Below are 20,005 nucleotides of genomic sequence, written 5' to 3' on the forward strand. Positions count from 1 at the left end.
GGGTCAGTGTGTCCGGGGGACGGGAGGGGGGAAAACGGATTTCGCGCGCGGTCGCCGGCCGCCCGTCACGCGGTTCCTGGCGTACGCAAAAGGCTATAGAGAGATCTTAATCGGCCATAATGGAGTGAAAAACTTGGCAGGGACTGCCCAAAGCGATCAGTAACTCTCCTATAGTGATGCCTTGTTAGCAGGAACCTTCTCCTCCCTTTACGCCCGGTATGAGGCTTTGATTGATGACGGCGTCGCCCTCCCCCCTTCGCCCCTCCGCGCTGGCCCTGCTGATCACCGCAGTCGCCGGTGGCGCGTTCTCCACGGCGGCGGTGGCCGCGGCCCCGTCGTCCATCACCACCCCCCTCGCCTGGTTCTCCGGCGCCGGCGTGCTGCTGCTCTCCGTCGCGGCCTTCGCGGTGACCTGGTACTCCCGCACCGCCCGCGCGTACCGGAGCCGGATCTCCGGACTCACCGCCGAACTCGTCGCCCGTGACGGGCACATCGCCCGGATGGTCGCCGACGCCGCGCGCGACACGGCGGCGCACACCGCCGAGCGCTCCCGCCTCGTGGGCGAGCACGCCGCCGTGCTCGACCAGCTGACGGTGGCGCACGCCGCCGAGCTCGACGGCCTCGCCACCGCCCAGAGCGCCTCCCGCGAGCGGCTCGGCGGCGAACTGCGACGCGCCGAGTCGGGCCGGGCCGCCGCCATGGCCGCCGCGGCCAACGCCGCCGGCCGGATGCAGGCCCTGGCCACCGGAATGCTCGCCGACCTGCGCGAGATGGAGCACCGGCACGCCGACGAGGACGTCCTCACCGACCTCCTCCACCTCGACCACCGCACCGCTCAGGCCGGCCGTCTCGCCGACTCCATCGCCGTCCTCACCGGGGCCCGTTCGGGCCGCCGCTGGGCGAAGCCGATCGTCATGGAGTCGATCCTGCGCGGCGCGATGGGCCGCATCGGCGGCTACCAGCGGGTCCGGCTGCACTCCACCAGCGAAGCGGCCGTCGCCGGGCACGCCGCCGAGGGCGTCATGCACGCGCTGGCGGAACTCCTCGACAACGCCGCGAACTTCTCTCCGCCGACCGCCGAGGTCCACGTCTACGTGGAAGAGGTGCCGGCCGGGATCATCATCACCGTCGAGGACAGCGGCCTCGTCATGAGCGAGCTCCAGCTGCGCCGCGCCGAACAGGCCGTGACCGCCGAGTCGCTGGACCTGGCCGGGCTGTCCGGCACCCGGCTCGGTCTCGCGGTCGTCGGGCGCCTCGCCCGCAAGCACGGACTGACGGTCTCCTTCCGGCCCTCCGCGCGCGGAGGCACGGGCGCGCTGGTGATGCTCCCTCAGGAGCTGATCAGCCGCGGCCCGGCGCAGGCCCCGGCCCCCGGGACCGCCGTCCCCCCGCCCGCTCCCGCGATCCCCGCCCAGGCGGCCGCCCCCGCGGCCGAAGCCGTACCCGCCGCGGAGACCGGACCGGCGCCCGTCGGGCCCGGGCCCGGCGTGCCCGCCCCGCCCGTCGAGCCCGAGGCCGCCCACGGCTCCGGTGCCGATGGACCCGGCGAGGCCGAATCCACGGGTGAGCACCCGCACTTCGGCGACAGCGGCCTGCCCCGGCGCCGCCGCGGCCGGACCATGGCCGCGGCCCACCCCGAAGGCCCGGACGCGGCCGCCGCGGAAGCCCGTACGACGGCCGCGCCCACCGGGGCGTCCCGGTCCGCGGCGCGCTTCGGGAGTTTCCGCGAGGCCGTCCGCGCCGCCGGAGCCCCCGGCGGGGCCGCCGGAACCGGCGAAGAGCAGCAGCCCGCGCAGACCACAGACCTGGAAGGCAACACGCGATCATGACCGGCTCCACCACCGACGAGACGCTCAACTGGCTCCTGGAAGGCCTCCTGGAGCGCACACCGGGCGCCCGCCACGGCCTCGTGCTCTCCCGCGACGGACTCAAGCTGTGCCGCACGCCCGAGCTGTCCGTCGACCAGGCCGACCAGCTCGCCGCGATCGCCGCCGGGATCCAGAGCCTGTCCCACGGCGCGTCCATCGAGTTCGGCGACGGCACCGGCGGGGTCCGCTCCGCCATGGCCGAGTTCTACGGCGGGATCCTGTTCATCGTCGAAGCGGGCGAGGGCGCGCACCTCGCGCTCGTCGCCGACGAGGACGCCGACGCGGGCCTCGTCGGCCACAACATGTCCGAACTGGTCGAGCAGCTCGGCGAACACCTCATCGCCAGGCCCCGGGGGTGAGCCGGCCCAGGCCGGGACGGGACGATTCCCCGGACCGGCTCTACACCCTCACCGGTGGCCGCAGCCGGTCCGGATCGGACGTCTTCGACCTGGTCACCCTGGTCGTCGCCGAATGCGATCCGGTGCCCGGCATGCAGTCCGAGCACGCGGCGATCCTGCGGATGTGCCAGTCCCCGACGGCGGTCGTGGAGATCGCGGCCGAGCTCGGGCTGCCGGTGTCGATCGTACGGATCCTGCTGGCCGACCTGCTCGGTACCGGACGGATCAGCGCCCGGCACCCGCGTTCGGCGCACCACCTTCCCGACTACGACATCCTGGAGCAGGTGCTCGTTGGACTCCGCAACCTCTGACGTGATCATCCCCGCCGCGGTGCCCGCGGCGGCGGTCGAACCGCGCCAGCCCCGTCCGGCCCTGCGCAGCACCGCCGACAACGGTCTGAAGATCGTCATCGTCGGCGGGTTCGGCGTCGGCAAGACCACCATGGTCCGCTCCGTCAGCGAGATCCGTCCGCTGAACACCGAAGAGACCATGACCAAGGCCGGCGAGGCCGTCGACGACACCGACGGGGTCGCCGGCAAGAGCGCCACCACGGTGGCCTTCGACTTCGGGCGCATCACCCTCGACGCCCACAACGTGCTCTACCTGTTCGGGGCCCCCGGCCAGGAGCGGTTCTGGTTCCTGTGGGACCGGCTCTTCTCCGGCACCCTCGGCGCGGTCGTCCTCGTCGACACCCGGCGCCTCGCCGACTCCTGGTACGCCATCGACCGGCTGGAACACCACGGCACTCCCTTCGTCGTGGCCTGCAACGACTTCGGCGGGCCCGAGCACACCCAGGAGCAGATCCGGGAAGCCCTCGACCTGCCGGCCGCCGTCCCGCTCGTGTTCTGCGACGCCCGCTCCCGCGAGTCCAGCAAGCACGTCCTGATCTCCCTCGTCCAGCACCTCCAGCAGACCGCGCTGTCGGGCACCCGGCCGAGCAGCCGGCCGAGCCCCCTGTCCCAGACCCCGGAGCCCACCCCGTGACCTGCCCCGCCGCCTCCGAGCACCAGCCCGTCTACCTCGGGGGTCCCCGGTTCCAGACCGACCCCGTAGAGCTGTACCGGGAGATGCGCCGCGACCACGGCGCCGTCGCCCCGGTCGTCCTCGACGGAGACGTACCGGCCTGGCTGGTCCTCGGCTACCGCGAACTGCACCAGGTCACCAGCGACCCGGTCCTCTTCTCCCGGGACTCCGACCTGTGGAACCAGTGGGACCGCATCCCCGCCGACTGGCCGCTGCTCCCCATGATCGGCCGCAAGCAGCCGTCGATCCTCTACACCGTCGGCGAACGCCACCGCGAACGGGCCGCCGTCATCTCCGACGCCCTCGAGGCCGTGGACCCCTTCGAACTCAAGGGCCACGCCGAGCGGTTCGCCGACCAGCTCATCGACGAGCTGTGCGGCAAGGGCGCGTGCGACATCGTCGGCGAGTACGCGATGCTGCTGCCGCTGCGGGTCCTCGCCCGCCTCTACGGATTCTCCGACGCCCAGGGCCCCGGCCTCGTCACCGCCATGAACGACATGATCAACGGGCGGGAGGGCGCACTCGACGGCCAGCGCCACCTCGGTGAGTCGATGTTCGCGCTGCTGGCCGCCAAACTGGCCGAGCCCGGCCCCGACGTCGCCTCCCGGATGCTCGCCAACCAGGCCGGCTTCAGCGTGGAGGAGGTCGCCCAGGACCTCATGGTCATGATGGCCGCGGGCCACCAGCCCACCGCCGACTGGATCGGCAACTCGCTGCGCCTCATGCTCACCGACGACCGCTTCGCCGCCTCCCTCGCGGGCGGCCGGCACAGCGTCGGCGAGGCCATGAACGAGGTGCTCTGGGAGGACACCCCCACCCAGAACGTGGCCGGCCGCTGGACCTCCCGCGACACCCACCTCGGCGGACAGCGCATCGGCCGCGGAGACCTCGTCCTGCTCGGTCTCGCCGCCGCCAACGGCGACCCGCACGTACGCACCGACGCCGGCGCCCTCACCGGCGGCAACAACGCCTTCTTCTCCTTCGGGCACGGCGATCACCGCTGCCCGTTCCCCGCCCAGGAGGTCGCGGAAGTCATCGCGCGCACGGGCATCGAGGTCCTCCTCGACCGGCTGCCCGATGTCGACCTCGCCGTGCCCGCCTCGGACCTGACCCGCCGCCCCTCGCCCTGGCTGCGCGGTCTCACCGAACTCCCCGTCACCTACACCCCCACCCCCGCCCTTGGAGCCCACCGATGACGTGCCCGATCGACCACGCCGGCCCCGCGCCCATCACCCTGGACCCCTTCGTCGCCGACCTCGACGCCGAGAGCGCCGCGCTGCGCGCCGCCGGCCCGCTGGTCCAGGTGGTCCTGCCCGGGGACGTCGCCGTGTACGCCGTCACGCACCACGCGGAAGCCCGCAAGCTCCTCACCGACCCGCGCGTCGTCAAGGACATCAACGTGTGGGGCGCCTGGCAGCGCGGCGAGATCCCGCTGGACTGGCCCCTGATCGGCCTCGCCAACCCCGGCCGCTCCATGCTGACCGTGGACGGAGACGAGCACCGCCGGCTGCGCACCCTGGTCGCGCAGGCCCTGACCGTGCGCCGGGTGGAGAAGCTGCGCGCCGGCATCGAGGCGCTGACCACCGGCATGCTGGACAAGCTGGCGGCGCTGCCGGCCGGCGAGAGCGTCGACCTCAAGGCGCAGTTCGCGTACCCGCTGCCGATGAACGTCATCAGCGACCTGATGGGCGTGGACGCCGAAGAACACCCGCGCTTGAAGGCCCTGTTCGAGAAGTTCTTCTCCACCCAGACGCTGCCCGAGGAAGTCCCCCAGATGATGGCGGACCTCGGCGCGCTCTTCGGGCGCATCGTGGAGTCCAAGCGCGAGAACCCGGGCGACGACCTCACCAGCGCCCTCATCGAGGCCTCCGAGGACGGTGACCACCTCACCACCGAGGAGATCACCAACACCCTGCAGCTGATGGTCGCCGCCGGCCACGAGACCACCATCAGCCTGATCGTCAACGCGGTCGTCGCCCTGGAGACCCACCCCGAGCAGCGCGCCCTCGTCCTCAAGGCTGAGGTCCCCTGGGAGAACGTCATCGAGGAGACGCTGCGCTGGTCCACCCCGACCTCGCACGTCCTGATCCGCTTCGCCGCCGAGGACGTCGAGGTCGGGGACCGGATCCTGCCCAAGGGCGCCGGCCTGATCGTCTCCTTCGGGGCCATCGGCCGCGACGAGGCCCAGTTCGGCGAGACGGCGGGCGACTTCGACGTCACCCGCACGCCGAACCGGCACATCTCCTTCGGCCACGGCCCCCACGTCTGCCCGGGTGCGGCCCTCTCCCGCCTGGAGGCCCTGGTCGCCCTCCCGGCCCTGTACGCGCGCTTCCCGCAGCTCACCCTGGCCGTGGCCCCGGCCGAGCTCCGCAACAAGCCGATCCTCACCCAGAACGACCTCTTCGACCTCCCGGTCCGCCTGGCCTGACACCGCCCGGCGCACCGACGCCCCGTACGCCGCCGAATAATTCGGATGTGCGTACGGGGCGGGGTTGTTAGGTTCGCCGTGTGCCGAAGCTGAATCAGATCATCGCAGTCGAAAAGGGCGTCAAGTCCAAGGCCCTCCAGGAGCTCACCCAGGCTCACCAGGACGTGCAGAAGCCCGCCCTGCTGGCCGGCATCTCCCGGACCTACCAGCCCAAGGACGAGGAGGGCGAGCAGCTGCCGCCCGAGTCCACGCGGGTGCAGATCAAGGCCGAGGACGCCCTGCGGGCGACGGCCGGGACGCTGACGCGGCTCTTCGACGTGACGGCGACGAAGGACTGGGCGAACCGCTCGGCCGTCGCGGACGTGGTCGTCGACGGCACGGTCCTGCTGGCGCAGGTACCCGTCCCGTACCTGCTGTTCCTGGAGAAGCAGCTCACCGACCTGCACACCTTCGTGCGCAAGCTGCCGGTGCTCGACGCCTCCGAGTCGTGGAACCTGGACCCCTCGACGGATTCCTGGAAGACGGAGCCGGTGCGCACCATCCGCACGAAGAAGGTCCCGCGCAACCACGTGAAGGCCGAGGCGACGGAGAAGCACCCGGCGCAGGTCGAGGTGTACTACGAGGACGTGCCGGTCGGCTACTGGACCACCGTGAAGTTCTCCGGCGCGCTGCCCGCCCGGCGGGTCAACGAGCTCCTCGACCGGGTCGAGAAGCTCCAGCAGGCCGTCAAGTTCGCCCGCGAGGAGGCGAACAACACCGAGGTCACCGATCAGCGGGTCGGCGACGCGGTGTTCGGCTACCTCTTCAGGTAGCCCCACATTCGCCCCCCGTCGCGAGCGGGGGGTGCGCGATGAGCGCAAGCTGAAACTGATGTTGAAGCTGATGAAGGGGTGTCAGTTGGGGGTTCGAATCCCTCTCCCCGCACACGTGCGGGGGTGGCCCAAGCCCGGCAGAGGCGGCCCCGTCAATCTCAGATTCTCGCTCCAGTCTCAGTATTCGCCGCCGAACACCGGATCGACCGAGCGCGGACGAACATCGACGGATGGGGGTTCAAGTCCCCCCGGCGCCTCTCTCGTGGCGCTGTAGTTCAAAGGCAGAACACGTCGATCTCACAATGATCCGCGGCTCTTAAACGCCGCCGGTGTGCCAATTGGGTGGCAAGCTGGAGCCCGGGAGCTGGACATGCTCCCGGGCTCCGTCACGTTCCGGCCCGGTGGCCCGGTGGCCCGCTTACGCGGCCACCGGCACCGATACGAAGGTCCGTCCCGACTCGTTCTCCACCAGCACCGCCCGGACGTTCGCCGGATCGACCGCGGCCGAGCCGTCCAGCGCCGCGCCCTTGCCCTCGCCGTGCTCCGCCGTGCCCACCACCCAGCCGCCCGCCGTAGTCCGCGTACCGTCCCGGGAGACCACGACGATGCGGCAGCGCTCGCCCGGCCGGATCCCCGTCACCGCCGCGTGCACCCGTACCCACTTGGCGGCCGGTGTCACCTGCACGGTCATCGTCGCGCCCGAATCCGCGTCCGTCGCGGAGGCCACCTTGGTCCCCGCGGGCGGCGGAGAGGGCTGCGCCGAGGCCGTCGGCGTCGGCTGCGGAGGCGGGGGCAGGGCCGTGTCCTCGGCGCCGCCCGCGCCCCATTGGGTTCCGGCCCAGAACACGGCGGTCAGCGAGGCCGCCACGGCCAGTCCCGTGAACGCCGCCCGGCGCCTGCGCCTCCCGTCCGCCTCCTGGCGGATCTGCCGCAGCGTGCGCTGGAGCAGCAGGTCCCCGCCCTGGGGCGGCCCGTCGAGGAACGCCTCGGCCGGCACCTCGCCCAGCGCCGCTTCCATCTCGCGCAACGCGGTCACCTCCTGACGGCACCGCACGCAGCCGCCCACGTGCTCCTCGACCCGCCGGACGTCAGCGGCGTCCAGGACGCCGAGAACGTACGGGCCCAACAGTTCCTCCTCGTGCCGCTCCCGGTTCATGCCACCACTTCCTGCAGTCCGCCGGGCTGCTGGGAGGGCCTGCCCGTTCGTTTTCCTTCGCTGAAGACTTCTCGGAGCGCCTTGAGCGCGTAGTGCGAGCGCGACTTCACCGTGCCCGCCGGGATGCCGAGGGCGTCGGCGGTCTCGGCGACGCTGAGCTGGCGGTAGTACAACTTCGTGAGCACGTCCCGGTGTTCCGGTGACAGCCGGTCGAGGGCGCCCAGGACGGTCATCGTGTCGACCACCGCGTCGGCGTGGTCCGCCTCCACCGGGGGCCGGGAAGGGGAGCCGGCGACCTCGGGCGGCCGCGCCGCCCTGGCCCGGTAGCGGTCGGTGATGATGTTGCGGGCCACCGTGAGCAGCCAGCCGCGCACCGAGCCCTTCCCGTTGACCAGTACCTCGGAGTGGCGCCAGGCCCTGATCAGGGTCTCCTGGACGACGTCCTCGGCCGCGGCCCGGTCTCCCGTCAGCCGGGTGGCGTACGCGAGGAGCGCGTGACCGTGCTCCTCGTACACCGACTTGATCAGCGCTTCGTCGGTCGAGCCCCGCCGAGTGCGGGGCCACAGTGGTCCGGCCATCTCACCCTCTCCGTCTTCCTCGCGTGCGTGGTGCGGTCGGAACACGCCGCCCGCCCGCCCCCGGTTCACGTGACCTGCGTCACTCGCGCGGTCCGCTCAGGTGCGGCAGGCCCGCCCCTGGTTGAGGCAGTCCACGACCTCCGCCATCCGGGCCCCGGTCATCACGTTCACGAACATCGCGTGGTCCGTCTTCGGGCTGTGCCGCTGCTCGGGAAAGGAGTCGAGCGCGACCGGTGTTCCGGGCGGCGGCGCGTAGGCGAGGGAGATCCGCAGGCGCGGCACCGGGAAGGTGCCCTGCGGGCAGACCCCGTTCGCCGCCGGGAACACCAGGTGCGAACGCTGTCCGGGGCTGGCGGTGTCCAGGCCGTTCCAGCAGCTGGGGAAGACGAGGGTGCGGGTGAGGCGCTCGCCCGCCGGGCAGCGGGGGTAGCGGGTGGTGAACCGGCCGGGGAAGCCCGAACACCCCCACCGGGCCCGCACGTCGGCCTCGGTGCCCGCCGTGAAGGCCGCCGCGTCGCCCGTCATCGCGTTCAGGAAGCGCGGCATCGCCACCACCTTGCTCACCGGGCTGCCGAGGAACTCCACCGAGACCGAGGCCTCCGGCAGGATCTCACCCGCGTTGCCGTGGCCCGCCGAGCCCTCGTGCGCCCGCGTGCCCGGCCGGTCCGTGCGGCGCAGCACCGGCCAGTAGTACGTGGAGCGGTCGCCGCCGGGACAGCTGGTGGCGGCCGCGTCCAGCGAGGCCTCGGTGGAGAAGGCGTCCGTGGACAGGTTCCCGACGTAGGCGTGCGTGTGGTGGGCGCCGGAGCGCAGCCCCGGCGAGACCACCAGGTTGTCCTCGTTGTAGTGACCGGGGGCGTTGCTCCCGCACTCCACCGAGACCCGGCCGGTGGAGGCCTCCGGCCCGCTCGCGGCCGGCTCGGCGGGTCCCGGCGGGACCTCCCGGATGTCGACGCCGTCCCCGGACCGGGGACCGGCCGCCTCCGCCGCCGGCGCCCGCACGGCGCCCGCCCGTGCGGCCCCCAGCACGGCGGCGGTCAGCCCGCCCCCCAGGACCAGGAAGACCAGCAGCGTGAGCAGGCGGCGTTCGTTCCCCATGCGGGTCACGTTTGCGCCCCGCCCCGCGTCCGTCAACCCGGCGTCCACGGGGTGGGCGTGAGGCATGGCCGACCGGGTCCTTGCCCGGCACGGGCGGACCGCGCACAGTTCCCGGTATGACTCCTGAAGATCTCCTCCAGGCCCTCGCCCGCACCCGTGCCTCCCTCGACGGGAGCGAGGTCACCTTCTGGTGGACGGGCGACGTCTACTCCTGGGCTCCCGGCGAGCCCTACCGGCGCCTCTTCGGCTTCGAGGGCCTCAACGTGGCCCGGCTGGTCGAGGACGAAGCGCCCGGCACCTACCAACTGCTCACCCGCGAGGCCGCGTTCTACCTGGACCCGCAGACCCGCGAGATCCTGGAGACCTGGCAGGACAAGCCGGTGGTGCACGTCTGGAACGATCCCGCGAACCAGCGCTGGCGTCCCTTCCCGGTGCCCGTGACCGCGCTCGGCGACCAGGTCTGCTTCAGCCTGGAGATCCCGCTCGCCTACCCCTCCCCGCTCCCCGTCGAGCAGTACCCGGAGAACTCGGCCGACGACACCTACCGCGCCCTGGAGCTCTTCCAGTTCTTCGCCCCGGCCTCCGTGCTCACCACCGACGCGCCCGGCGTCGCGTCCAGCATGTCCTGGACCCGGATGTCTCCCTGGCTGCCCTGGATGGAACAGGGCCAGCGCGCGGGCGGACTCACCTTCCACTGTCGCGGCCGCAAACTGGCCTCCTACGAGGAGGTGCCGGACCGCACCCGCGCGTACGTCGCGGCCCACCATCCGGAGTTCGCCCACGCGCCCGAGAAGTGGACCGAGCCGAACGAGACCAGCTGGACGTACTTCCGCAAGCTCAACCCGCCGGCCTGACCCGGCCGGGGAGGGGCCGGACGGACGGCGCGGGAGGGGTGGGAGGGGCGGCAGGGGCCGGACGGACGGCCCGGGAGGGGCCGGGCGGGAGTCCGGAAGCGCCTGGTCAGGGGGTGTGGAAGGGGCGTGGGAGGGCCCGGGCAGGGGTCGGGGAGGGGACGGACAAGGGTTTTCCCCGTATCGAGTTCATCTCCGCGTTGCCTACTGTCTGCCCACCGGCGATCCTCCCCGTCCCAACTGCCCCCGTGCCCACCCCACATGGTGCGAAGGCGAGCGGTCGGAACGTCGCCGGAACCGTCGTTGCCCCGCCCCGACGACGCGGCGGGCAACGTGGTGAGCAGCGGTGGCCGGACGGGTTCGACCAAGCCCGTTCCGGTCCCGCGGCCGCCGGTACGTACACCTCCCACACTGCACCAACCGGTCGCCGCGGCCCGCCGGCCGTGGCGGCCCGCGAAGGGGAACACCGTGCACGCATCCAGACGCAGGCTCATATCCGTGGTGGCGATGTCCGTCACCCTGCTCGCCGGATCAGCCACCACCTCCATGGCGCTGTCCACCGCGGATCCCGCCCCCGGCGCCGCGCAGACGTCCGTCGCCCCGGCCGCTCCCGTCGGAGCGGCCCCCGTCGAGAACCTCATCGTCGGGTACAAGTCCTCCGCCGCCGAGGCAGGCTCCAACACCGCGGCCGCCGACGACGCGACCGCCAAGGGCAAGAAGGCGTCGAAGAAGGCGACGTTCGAGCGCCGCCTCGGTACCGGCGCCGCCCTCGTCAGCCTCGGCGGTGCGACCGCCCCGGCCGACGCGGCCGCTGTCATGGACCAGTTCCGCGCCGACCCCGACGTCGCCTACGTCGAGCCGGACTCCCGCGCGTACGCCCTGGCCGTCGCCCCCGACGACACCGAGTACGCCAAGCAGTGGGACCTCTTCGAGCCCGTCGCCGGCATGAACGTCCAGGCGGCCTGGGACAAGTCCACCGGCTCCGGCGTCACCGTCGCCGTGATCGACACCGGCTACGTCGCCCACTCCGACGTGGCCGCGAACATCGTCGCCGGCTACGACTTCATCTCCACCTCCAGCGCCGCCCGCGACGGCAACGGCCGCGACAGCAACCCGGCGGACCAGGGCGACTGGAGCGCGGCCGACGAGTGCGGCGCCGGCTCCAAGGCCAGTGACTCCTCCTGGCACGGCACCCACGTCGCCGGCACCATCGCGGCCGCGGCGAACAACGCCAAGGGCGTCGCGGGCATCGCGTACAACGCCAAGATCCAGCCCGTGCGCGTCCTCGGCAAGTGCGGCGGCGCCACCTCCGACATCGTCGACGCCATCACCTGGGCGTCGGGCGGCACCGTCGCCGGGGTCCCGGCGAACGCCACCCCCGCCAAGGTGATCAACATGTCCCTCGGCGGTTCCGGTGCCTGCACCAGCAGCTACCAGAACGCCATCAACGCCGCCGTCGGCCGCGGTACCACCGTCGTCGTGGCCGCGGGCAACAGCAACGCGGACGCCGCCGGCTTCACCCCGGCCAGCTGCAACAACGTGATCAACGTGGCCGCCAGCAACCGCACCGGCGACCGCTCCTTCTACTCCAACTTCGGCGCGATCATCGACGTCGCCGCCCCGGGTGGCGAGACCCGCCGCGCCACCGACACGCCGGGCACCGTCACCACCCCCGAGAACGGCATCCTCTCCTCGCTGAACTCCGGCACCACCACCCCCGGCGCCGAGATCTACAAGCCCTACCAGGGCACGAGCATGGCCGCCCCGCACGTCGCCGGCCTCGCCGCGCTCCTCGCCGCCGCGAAGCCCTCGCTGACCCCGGCGCAGATCGAGGCGGCCATCAAGGCGAACGCCCGCCCGCTGGCCGGCACCTGCACCGGCGGCTGCGGCTCCGGCCTCGCCGACGCGGCCGCGACGGTGACCGCGGTGACCTCCACCCCGGCCACCCCGTCCTTCGAGAACACCGCGGACTTCGCCATCGGCGACAACACGACGGTGGAGAGCCCGATCACCGTCACCGGGGTCACGGGCAACGCCCCGGCCGCCCTCAAGGTCGGCGTGAGCATCGTCCACACCTACATCGGTGACCTCAAGGTCGACCTGGTCGCCCCCGACGGCACGGTGTACACGCTCCACAACCGCGCCGGCGGCAGCACCGACAACATCAACCAGACCTACACGGTCAACGCCTCCTCCGAGGTGGCGAACGGCACCTGGAAGCTGCGCGTCAACGACAACGCCGGCGGCGACACCGGCAAGATCGACTCGTGGAGCCTCGGCTTCTGAGCCCCGTGATTCCGGACACCCGGTCGCCCTGACGGGGCGATAGTACGGACCAAGCAGCCCGCCGGACCTGCCGATACACCTCGTATCGGCAGGTCCTGCGGGTTTTCCCGTCACCTGGCTGAATTCTGCGTCACAATCCGGGCCCGCCGGGCATCCGACCTCGTATTGTCGCGTCTCACAGGAAGGGCACAGAAACGGGGACCCGAGAGGCTGGTGGCTGCGCGTGGTGGCGGCGACGGGGCACGCTGACACGACCGTGGGACACGGTGAACTGATCAAGGCGGTGGACCGCGCGCTGACCACGCACGGACGCGCCCTGCTCACCGGACCCGCCGGCGCGGGCAAGACCGAGGTGGTGCGCGCCCTCACCGAGGCCGCCGCGCTCCGCCACGAGACCGTGCTCCGCCTCGCCCCCGAGGCCACCGACCGGTGGATACCCGAGGCCTCCGCCGCCGCCCTCCTCGCCTCCGTCCCCGCCGCCGCCCTCGAGCAGCTCTCCGGACCCCAGCGCACCGCCATCGCCCTCCTGCGCCGGGAGACCGACGCACCCCGCGCCGGCCGCGACCACGTCGCCCTGCGTCTCGCCGTGGTCGAGGTGCTGCGCACCCTCGCCGCCCGCGGCCCGGTCCTCCTCGCGCTCGACAACGCGCAGTGGCTCGACGCCGAGAGCACCGACCTGCTCCGGTTCGCGCTGCGCCTCACCCCGCCGGGCGTACGGGTCCTCGCCGCCGAGTGCGTCCAGGGCGGAGCCCCCCTCGCCGAACCGCTCTGCGGACCAGGCGCCCCCCACCTGCGGGTCCCTCCGCTCGGCACCGACGAGATCGCCGAACTCCTGGTCCGCCGAGGCCTCCCGGCCCGCCTCGCCGGCCGGATCCACCAGGCCAGCGGAGGCAACCCGCGCCTGGCCCTGGCCCTGGGCCACTCCCTCGCCGAAGCCGCCGGGACCCGCGACGGCGGCGCCCACCACGCCGATCCGCTGCCCGTCTCCGGCCAGGCCCGCGAGGTGGCCCGCAGGCTCCTCAGCGTCGTACCCGCCCAGGCCCGCCGCACCCTGCTCCTCGCGGCCCTCGCCGCGCGCCCCACCACCGCCATGCTGCGCCGCGCCGGACGCCCCGACGCGGAGGCCGAGCTCGCCGTGGCCGAACGGGCCGCGCTGGTCACCGTGGAGGAGGACGGCGCGGTCCGGTTCACGGCCGGGGCCCTGCCGACCGCGCTGGCCGCCGACGCGGGCTGGGCCGGACGGGCCGCCGGGCACGCGGCGCTCGCCGCCGCCGTCGACGACCCCGTCCAGGCCCTGCGCCACCGCGCGCTCGCCGTGGACACCCCCGACCAGTGGCTCGCCGCCGAGATCGCCGAGGCCGCCACCGTCTGCCGTCGTCGCGGCCAGCGGGTGCTCGCCGCCGAACTGGGCCTGCTCGCCGCCGACCGCACCCCCTGCCACCTGCCCGGCGATGAACTGGCCCGGCTCGTCGGGGCCGCCGAGGACGCGGGCTGGGCCGGCCGCGCCGACCTGGCCCGACGCGCCACGCGCGCCGTACTGGCCCGTGACTCCTCGCCCGCCGACCGGGTCCGCGCCCGGCTCGCGGTCATCGACGCCGCCGGACAGGCCCTCGGCGCCCTCGACGAGACCTTCGCCCACGCCACGGCCGACGCCGAGGGCGATCCCGCGCTGCAGGCCGCCGTCCGGCTGCGGACCGCCTGGAAGCACAACCTCAGCGACGGCGACCCCGTCCGCTCCCGGGACGCCGCCGCCGAAGCCGGCGTCCTGGCCGCCGCCGGAGGCGACCAGGTCGCCGAGGCCATGGCCCTGACCGTGCGGGCCCGCATGGGCCGGATCCTCGGGGACCGCGACGCCGAGGAGATCCTCGCCGAAGCGCTCGCCCTGCCCGCGCCCGAGGTACCGCTCGGCATGCGCAACGCCCCGCAGTACCTGGCCGTCCGCCACGCCCTCTTCGACGACCGGCTCGCCGACGCGCGGCGCCAGCTGCTCGTGCTGCTGCCCGCCGTGCGGCGCACCGGATCCGCCGAGGACGTCTTCGAGGTGCTGCGCAGCCTCACCGAGGTCGAACTGCGCGGGGGAAGGTGCGCGGCCGCCCGCACGCACGCCCGCGACGCCCTGGAACTCACCATCGAGGCGGGACTCTCGCCCGGCCCCGCCTGGTACGTCGCCGCGATGGCCGAGGCGATGGGCGGCGGCTTCGCGCGGGCCGCCGGATACGCCCGGCGCGGCATCCAGGCCTCGGAGGAGGAGCACGACCAGGTCTTCCTCTCGCGCAGCCTGCACGCGCTGGGACTGGTCGAACTGGCCACCGGCGAGGCCGCCAAGGCCGTGGCCACCCTGCGCCGGGTCGCCGAACTGGAGGCCGCCCAGCAGGTGGTGGACCCCTCGATCCTGCGCTGGCACGGGGAGCTCGCCGAGGCCCTGGTCGCCGCCGACGCCCTCGAGGAGGCCGCTGAGCTGCAGGCCCGGGTCCGTACGACGGCCCTGGCGCTCGGCCGGACCAGCGTGATCGCCGCCCTCGACCGGGCCCTGGGGCTGTGCCTGTCCGCCCAGGGCGAGGCGCAGGAGGCGGTGGCCCTGCTGGAGGCCACCGCCCAGCGCTTCGCGCTCCTCCAACTCCCGCTGGAGCGCGCCCGAACGCTGCTCGCCCTGGCCCGGGTGGAGCGTCGCCGACGCCGGCGGGCACCCGCGCGCGCCGCGCTCCGGGCGGCCGCCGACGCCTTCACCGAGGCGGGCGCCACCCCCTGGGCGGAGCTCGCGCGCGAGCCGTCGCCCGCCCCGTCCGCGTCCTCGGGCGAGGACGGGGGGACGCCGGCCCTGGCGGCCCTCACGGAGGCCGAGACCCGCCTCGCGCTGCTCGTCGCCCAGGGCGCGAGCAACCAGGAGGCGGCCGCGAAGCTCTTCGTCAGCGTGAAGACGGTGGAGGCCCGCCTGACGAGGATCTACCAGAAGCTCGACGTCCGGTCCCGCGCCCAGCTGGCCACCACGCTGCGTGCGCGCTGAGGGGGTGGCTCGGCGGCCGGGCGGCTCCGTAGGCCGCTGCCTCAGCAGCTCAGGTTGTTGCCCGGGGTCACGCCCAGAATCTGGGTGAAGCTCTGGTAGGAGTTCACCCGGCTCTGGACCTGCGCCGGGTTGCCGCCGTTGCATTCCAGGGAGCCGTTGATGGAGCGGATGGTCTCGCCGAAGCCCGCGCCGTTGACCATGGCCGCGTGGGCCGTCATCGTGCCGGGACCGTTCTGGGTGTTCCAGTACCACAGCGCCGTCTTCATGGCGACGGCCGGATCCTGCTCGACCAGGTAGGGGTTGGCGAGCAGGTTGATGCCGAGCGCGTCCCCGGCCGCCTTGTAGTTGAAGTTCCAGCTCAGCTGGATGGGGCCGCGCCCGTAGTACGCGGCCTGCCCGGCCGGACAGCCGTACGGCTGGCTGGTGTCGCAGTAGTGCGGGTAGTTGGCGGTGTTCTGCTCGACGATGTGGACGAGGCCGCCCGTCTCGTGCGAGACGTTGGCCAGGAAGGCGGCCGCTTCGCGGCGTTTGACGGTGTCGTCACCGGTGTGGGCGAAGGCGGGGTAGGCCGACAGGGCCGCGACCAGGCCGTTGTAGGTGTAGAAGGAGTTCCGGTTCGGGAACATCTGGTTGAACTGGGCCTCGCTGACGACGAATCCGGAGGGGTTGCCCGGGTCCGGGTCGACCGGGCCTCCGGCGCCGCACACCCCCTGGTCGGCCCAGACGCCCCACTGGCCGGTGGTCCCCGGCGTTTCGCCCTGGGTCCACCACTTGGCCTGCCAGTTGTGGCCGCTGTACGAGGCGTTCATGCCATTGGTGTACACGGCGGAGGAGGCCCACGCGCCGGCGCAGGCCGGAGCGGCGGCGGCGGGGGAGGCGGGCAGGGCGATCGCGAGGCCGACGGTGACGGCGGCGGCGGCCGCCATCGACAGTGCGCGGCGGCGCAGGGTGCGTATCACGGAAGTGCTCCTTCAGTGGGGGGAGTTGTCGTGGGTGTTCTTGGGGACGACTACGGCCACTGAATCGAAAATGGTCTGAACCTGTCAAGGTCTAGACCAAAACAACGCGCCCGCGCCACACCCCGGGGGATGTGGCGCGGGCGCGGTTGCCGTGGGTCAGCTGCCGGCGGAGAGGTTGCCGGAGAGGACCGGGATGTTGTCGAGGATGTGCGAGGCGGAGTCGTCGCCCTTGGCCTGGGTCGAGTTCTCGGCGCACTGCTGGTTCTGCGGGTTGGCGAGGACGTTGATGTCCTGGACGCCGACGTTGATCGCGGCCAGGATCGACTGGGCGTTGACCTTCGCGGGCAGGCCGACACAGAGCTTGTTCAGCGAGCCCTGGATGGCGGACAGCTGCGGGCTCATCTTGCCGCTGGTCTCCTGGTTGCCGTAGATCTGCGAAGCCTCGTTGCCGTTGACCGTGTTGACACCGTGGTCGTTGCCGATCGCCATCGCCGGGGAGGCTGCGGCGGCACCGGCACCCAGAACGGCTGCGGTGGCGGCTGCGGTGGCCATGAACTTCTTGAGCATGTGGGGGATCCTTCTTCTGTCGCACGGTCGCATGAGATAGCTGCCCTCGGCGGGACGAGCTGCTCAACTGCCGTGGACACCGAGGGTTATCGCCCGTCACCCGACTGGCGCAACAGTCCGCCCCGCAGGTGACATCCGGTATCGGCCGATTGACTCAAGGCCGCCGGTCGGGGGCGTGATCCCCGTACGGGTGCGTTCCCCGTGCGCGTGCGTTTTCCCCGCACGCGTCGCGCGTTCCTCCCGGGCGCGTACGTGCGCTCTCCCGGGTGCGCGTGTGCCCCTCTTCGGGTGCGTGCCCTCTCTTGGGCGCCGCCCTCGACCGGATCCGGACCGGGTGTGGTCCCTGACCCCGTCGAGGCCGGCTGTCGCGCCGTCGCGTCACCGCGACCGCGCCGCGGTCAGCCGGTCTTGCGGCGGACCTTCTTGTTCTTGCCACCGGGGCCGTTGCCGCCGGAACCCTGGATCTTCGCCCGGCTCTGGTGCGACTGCTGGGACTGGGCATTGGCGGCGTTGCGCTCCAGGGCCTCCTTGAACTTTCGCTTGGCTTCCTCGGCCGGCGACTCGTTCTGCGGGGTGTCGGTTTCTTCTGACATGTGTCCTCCTGGAGTGTTCTGAAGCCGTTGCAGTCTGTCAGGTGACGTTTCCCCTGGCCAGCGCGTTCGGGCAGAGCGGTCTCAGGCGTCCTTCTCCAGGGTCGGGCGGAGCCGCTCCAGCAGGGCGTGGAGCGTCGCGCTCTCGGTGTCGTCCAGGACGTCGAGGGCGCCGTGCGTGGCCTGCATCTCCTCGCGCACGCGGCGGATCACGTCGCGGCCGGCGTCCGTGGCCACGACGTTCTTGACGCGCCGGTCGACGGGGTCGGGCTCGCGGCGCACCAGCTCGCGGGCCTCCAGCCGGTCCACGATCCCGGTGACGTTCGACGCGTCGCACACCAGCAGGGCGGCGAGGCCGCGCATCGGCAGCGGGCCCTTCAGCTGGGCGAGGACCTTGGCCTGGGTGGAGGTGAGCCCGTGGCGGGCGGCGGCCGCGGCGAAGTCGCGCCACTGGGCGGTGCCGATGGCGGCGAGCAGCTCCAGGAGCTCCAGCTTGGTCGGGACGGCGTGATCGGTGGTGGCGCTCATGCTGCGAGCGTACTCAAGGTGCTTCATATTATCAACCTTTTACTTGACCATCTGAACTATTGAGGTCTACCGTCTGATGCAGTCGAAGTAGTTGATGAAGTCAAACATCTGTGATCTGAAGCACTGAGAAGGTCCTCCCTGATGAGCCCCACCCCCTCCGCCACCGCCACCGCACAGGACGGCGGGCACCGGAACGAGACGGTCATCGTCTTCGCCCTGAGCCTGGCTGCCATGGTCGTGTCGATGATGCAGACGCTGCCGGTCCCGATCCTGGGCCTGATCCGCAACGACCTCGGCACCACCACCGCGAACGTGAGCTGGGTGACCACCGCCACGCTGCTGTCCGCCGCCGTCTTCACCCCGCTGCTCGGCCGCTTCGGCGACCAGCACGGCAAGAAGCCGACGCTGGTGGCCGTGCTCGGCGTCATGGTGGCGGGGTCCGTCGTCGCCGCGCTGGCCTCCTCGCTGCCGCTGCTGATCCTCGGGCGGGTCCTCCAGGGCGCCGCCACCGCGATCTTCCCGCTCGCCCTCTCCGTCCTGCGCGAAGAGGTCCGCCCGCAGAAGCTTCCCGGCGCGATGGCCCTGGTCAGCGGCACGCTCGCGTTCGGCAGCGGGCTCGCGCTCGTCGCCACCGGACTGCTGACCTCCGGCGACGGGGCGGACTACCGCAACGCCTTCTGGATGGCCACCGGCTTCGCGGTGCTCGCCCTGCTCGCCGTCGTCTTCCTGGTCCCGGCGACCCGGCACAAGACCGGCGGACGCACGGACTTCCTCGGCGCGCTCACCCTCGGCATCGCCCTGCTGCTCCTCCTGCTGCCGATCTCCCAGGGCCACGAGTGGGGCTGGGCCTCGGGCCGCACGCTGGGCAGCTTCGCCGGCGCCGCCGTCATGACCGCGGTGTGGGTCCTGACCGAGCTCAAGGTCCGCGAGCCCCTCGTCGACATGCGGATGTTCGTCCACCGTCCGGTGCTGATGGCCAACCTGGCCGGCATCCTCGTCGGCTTCGGCATGTTCGCGAACTTCCTGGGCGTCTCCTACCTCGTCCAGATGCCCGAGGCCCTGACCGGTTACGGCTTCGACGCCTCGATCCTGCGCGCCTCCGTCGAGTTCCTGCTGCCCGGCGCGATCGTCTCGCTGCTCGCCTCCCCGATCGGCGGCCAGATCGTCCGCCACCGCGGCCCGCGCGTCGCCCTGGCCCTGGCCGCCGCCCTCGGCGCCGCCGGCTTCGGCTGGCTGGCCCTGGACCACAGCCACACCGCCTCGGTGATCGGCGCCGGCCTCATCGTCGGCGCGGCCGTCAGCTTCGGCTACGCGGCGATGCCCGCCGTCATCATGGCGAGCGTTCCGCACCACCAGAGCGGCATCGCGAACGGCATCAACTCGATCTCCCGCTCCACGGGCAGCGCGATCGGCAGCGCCATCGTCACCACCATCCTGGCGTCGAAGACGATCGACCACCTCCCGGCGGGAGTTCCCGCGCTGCCGGCCGAATCCGGCTTCACCCTCACCTTCACCATCGGCGCCGTGGCCTTCGGCCTGGTCGCGTTGATCAGCGGAGTGGGCCTGCGCGGCCGCCAGGGCCCCCGGGCCACCGACGGGTCCGTACCGGCGGGCACCCCGGCCGGGGCCACCTCGACGGCGGCCTCCAAGGAAGCCGCTCCCTCCCAGGAGGCCGGTGCGGCGGCGCAGCCGGCCGGACAGGTCCCGGCCGTCTGACCCGATCCGGCGATCCGGCGTCCCGCCGTCCCGGCGGGCCCGCACCAGGCGCCCCCCCCCGCCCCCCGACCCGCGGGGGCGGGGCGCCCCCGCGGGCCGCGGCCCCGGCGCCGCCGCGCGCCGGCGCGGGCGAGAGCGACCCC

18 protein-coding genes are annotated in these 20,005 nt (G+C 72.8%); 11 read left to right on the forward strand and 7 right to left on the reverse strand.

From position 1 onward, the window contains the following. Positions 1 to 233: 233 nt before the first annotated feature. From ACWF9Z_RS16640 to ACWF9Z_RS16670, 7 genes are all read left to right on the forward strand, one after another. The gene (locus tag ACWF9Z_RS16640) at positions 234 to 1,829 is read left to right on the forward strand and encodes a sensor histidine kinase (protein WP_453602763.1); all 1,596 of its coding nucleotides are present in this window, start codon (positions 234 to 236) and stop codon (positions 1,827 to 1,829) included. After that, positions 1,826 to 2,227 carry a roadblock/LC7 domain-containing protein gene (locus tag ACWF9Z_RS16645; protein ID WP_356654479.1) on the forward strand — a complete coding sequence of 134 codons (402 nt, stop codon included), beginning with the start codon at positions 1,826 to 1,828 and terminating at the stop codon, positions 2,225 to 2,227. Before ACWF9Z_RS16640 ends, ACWF9Z_RS16645 begins: the two co-directional genes overlap by 4 nt. After that, entirely contained in the window at positions 2,224 to 2,577 is a 354-nt protein-coding gene (locus ACWF9Z_RS16650; protein WP_453602765.1) for a DUF742 domain-containing protein, read from the forward strand. Before ACWF9Z_RS16645 ends, ACWF9Z_RS16650 begins: the two co-directional genes overlap by 4 nt. Then, on the forward strand, positions 2,558 to 3,250 hold the full coding sequence (locus tag ACWF9Z_RS16655; protein WP_453602767.1) for a GTP-binding protein: 693 nt from the start codon (positions 2,558 to 2,560) through the stop codon (positions 3,248 to 3,250). The genes ACWF9Z_RS16650 and ACWF9Z_RS16655 overlap by 20 nt, the downstream gene beginning before the upstream one ends. Beyond that, positions 3,247 to 4,485: a cytochrome P450 gene (locus ACWF9Z_RS16660; RefSeq protein WP_453602769.1), complete on the forward strand. Its 1,239-nt coding sequence runs from the start codon at positions 3,247 to 3,249 to the stop codon at positions 4,483 to 4,485. Before ACWF9Z_RS16655 ends, ACWF9Z_RS16660 begins: the two co-directional genes overlap by 4 nt. After that, positions 4,482 to 5,717 carry a cytochrome P450 family protein gene (locus tag ACWF9Z_RS16665; protein ID WP_453602771.1) on the forward strand — a complete coding sequence of 412 codons (1,236 nt, stop codon included), beginning with the start codon at positions 4,482 to 4,484 and terminating at the stop codon, positions 5,715 to 5,717. Before ACWF9Z_RS16660 ends, ACWF9Z_RS16665 begins: the two co-directional genes overlap by 4 nt. A gap of 80 nt (positions 5,718 to 5,797) precedes the next feature. Beyond that, positions 5,798 to 6,529 carry a DUF7873 family protein gene (locus ACWF9Z_RS16670; RefSeq protein ID WP_356654487.1) on the forward strand — a complete coding sequence of 244 codons (732 nt, stop codon included), beginning with the start codon at positions 5,798 to 5,800 and terminating at the stop codon, positions 6,527 to 6,529. A 418-nt stretch (positions 6,530 to 6,947) separates the two neighbouring features. Here ACWF9Z_RS16670 and ACWF9Z_RS16675 read toward each other — a convergent pair whose 3' ends face one another. From ACWF9Z_RS16675 to ACWF9Z_RS16685, 3 genes are all read right to left on the reverse strand, one after another. Continuing rightward, positions 6,948 to 7,685, reverse strand: a complete 738-nt coding sequence (locus ACWF9Z_RS16675) for a zf-HC2 domain-containing protein (protein ID WP_453602773.1) — start codon at positions 7,683 to 7,685, stop codon at positions 6,948 to 6,950. Beyond that, positions 7,682 to 8,263: a sigma-70 family RNA polymerase sigma factor gene (locus ACWF9Z_RS16680; RefSeq protein ID WP_453602775.1), complete on the reverse strand. Its 582-nt coding sequence runs from the start codon at positions 8,261 to 8,263 to the stop codon at positions 7,682 to 7,684. The genes ACWF9Z_RS16675 and ACWF9Z_RS16680 overlap by 4 nt, the downstream gene beginning before the upstream one ends. Positions 8,264 to 8,359: 96 nt before the next feature. Further along, positions 8,360 to 9,361: a DUF1996 domain-containing protein gene (locus tag ACWF9Z_RS16685; RefSeq protein WP_453602776.1), complete on the reverse strand. Its 1,002-nt coding sequence runs from the start codon at positions 9,359 to 9,361 to the stop codon at positions 8,360 to 8,362. A gap of 116 nt (positions 9,362 to 9,477) precedes the next feature. Here ACWF9Z_RS16685 and ACWF9Z_RS16690 point away from each other — a divergent pair, with 116 nt between their 5' ends. The 3 genes from ACWF9Z_RS16690 to ACWF9Z_RS16700 all read left to right on the forward strand — a co-directional run bounded on the left by ACWF9Z_RS16690 (position 9,478) and on the right by ACWF9Z_RS16700 (position 15,502). Continuing rightward, a complete protein-coding gene (locus tag ACWF9Z_RS16690) occupies positions 9,478 to 10,215 on the forward strand; it encodes a DUF1838 family protein (RefSeq protein ID WP_453602778.1) in 738 nt (245 codons plus the stop codon). A 504-nt stretch (positions 10,216 to 10,719) separates the two neighbouring features. Further along, on the forward strand, positions 10,720 to 12,498 hold the full coding sequence (locus tag ACWF9Z_RS16695; RefSeq protein WP_453602942.1) for a S8 family peptidase: 1,779 nt from the start codon (positions 10,720 to 10,722) through the stop codon (positions 12,496 to 12,498). Between the two features lie 256 nt (positions 12,499 to 12,754). After that, positions 12,755 to 15,502 carry an AAA family ATPase gene (locus tag ACWF9Z_RS16700; RefSeq protein WP_453602779.1) on the forward strand — a complete coding sequence of 916 codons (2,748 nt, stop codon included), beginning with the start codon at positions 12,755 to 12,757 and terminating at the stop codon, positions 15,500 to 15,502. A gap of 41 nt (positions 15,503 to 15,543) precedes the next feature. Here ACWF9Z_RS16700 and ACWF9Z_RS16705 read toward each other — a convergent pair whose 3' ends face one another. The 4 genes from ACWF9Z_RS16705 to ACWF9Z_RS16720 all read right to left on the reverse strand — a co-directional run bounded on the left by ACWF9Z_RS16705 (position 15,544) and on the right by ACWF9Z_RS16720 (position 18,146). Next, positions 15,544 to 16,428, reverse strand: a complete 885-nt coding sequence (locus ACWF9Z_RS16705) for a glycoside hydrolase family 19 protein (protein WP_453602943.1) — start codon at positions 16,426 to 16,428, stop codon at positions 15,544 to 15,546. 189 nt (positions 16,429 to 16,617) lie between these two features. Beyond that, positions 16,618 to 17,028 carry a rodlin gene (locus ACWF9Z_RS16710; RefSeq protein ID WP_453602781.1) on the reverse strand — a complete coding sequence of 137 codons (411 nt, stop codon included), beginning with the start codon at positions 17,026 to 17,028 and terminating at the stop codon, positions 16,618 to 16,620. 398 nt (positions 17,029 to 17,426) lie between these two features. Next, positions 17,427 to 17,621 carry a DUF5302 domain-containing protein gene (locus ACWF9Z_RS16715; RefSeq protein WP_356649919.1) on the reverse strand — a complete coding sequence of 65 codons (195 nt, stop codon included), beginning with the start codon at positions 17,619 to 17,621 and terminating at the stop codon, positions 17,427 to 17,429. An 81-nt stretch (positions 17,622 to 17,702) separates the two neighbouring features. After that, entirely contained in the window at positions 17,703 to 18,146 is a 444-nt protein-coding gene (locus ACWF9Z_RS16720) for a MarR family winged helix-turn-helix transcriptional regulator (RefSeq protein ID WP_453602783.1), read from the reverse strand. 141 nt (positions 18,147 to 18,287) lie between these two features. Between ACWF9Z_RS16720 and ACWF9Z_RS16725 the strand changes: the two genes are divergently transcribed. Further along, positions 18,288 to 19,862 (forward strand): MFS transporter, encoded by a 1,575-nt coding sequence (locus tag ACWF9Z_RS16725; protein WP_453602785.1) that lies wholly within the window; start codon positions 18,288 to 18,290, stop codon positions 19,860 to 19,862. Positions 19,863 to 20,005 lie beyond the last annotated feature (143 nt).

This window comes from Streptomyces sp. NPDC054961 (assembly GCF_053609145.1).

Coding starts and splice junctions, on each gene's coding strand:
- ACWF9Z_RS16640 (WP_453602763.1), top strand. CDS start 234: ATGACGGCGTCGCCCTCCCCCCTTCGCCCCTCCGCGCTGGCCCTGCTG.
- ACWF9Z_RS16645 (WP_356654479.1), top strand. CDS start 1,826: ATGACCGGCTCCACCACCGACGAGACGCTCAACTGGCTCCTGGAAGGC.
- ACWF9Z_RS16665 (WP_453602771.1), top strand. CDS start 4,482: ATGACGTGCCCGATCGACCACGCCGGCCCCGCGCCCATCACCCTGGAC.
- ACWF9Z_RS16675 (WP_453602773.1), bottom strand. CDS start 7,685: ATGAACCGGGAGCGGCACGAGGAGGAACTGTTGGGCCCGTACGTTCTC.
- ACWF9Z_RS16680 (WP_453602775.1), bottom strand. CDS start 8,263: ATGGCCGGACCACTGTGGCCCCGCACTCGGCGGGGCTCGACCGACGAA.
- ACWF9Z_RS16685 (WP_453602776.1), bottom strand. CDS start 9,361: ATGGGGAACGAACGCCGCCTGCTCACGCTGCTGGTCTTCCTGGTCCTG.
- ACWF9Z_RS16690 (WP_453602778.1), top strand. CDS start 9,478: ATGACTCCTGAAGATCTCCTCCAGGCCCTCGCCCGCACCCGTGCCTCC.
- ACWF9Z_RS16695 (WP_453602942.1), top strand. CDS start 10,720: ATGTCCGTCACCCTGCTCGCCGGATCAGCCACCACCTCCATGGCGCTG.
- ACWF9Z_RS16705 (WP_453602943.1), bottom strand. CDS start 16,428: ATGGCGGCCGCCGCCGCCGTCACCGTCGGCCTCGCGATCGCCCTGCCC.
- ACWF9Z_RS16710 (WP_453602781.1), bottom strand. CDS start 17,028: ATGCTCAAGAAGTTCATGGCCACCGCAGCCGCCACCGCAGCCGTTCTG.
- ACWF9Z_RS16715 (WP_356649919.1), bottom strand. CDS start 17,621: ATGTCAGAAGAAACCGACACCCCGCAGAACGAGTCGCCGGCCGAGGAA.
- ACWF9Z_RS16720 (WP_453602783.1), bottom strand. CDS start 18,146: ATGAGCGCCACCACCGATCACGCCGTCCCGACCAAGCTGGAGCTCCTG.
- ACWF9Z_RS16725 (WP_453602785.1), top strand. CDS start 18,288: ATGAGCCCCACCCCCTCCGCCACCGCCACCGCACAGGACGGCGGGCAC.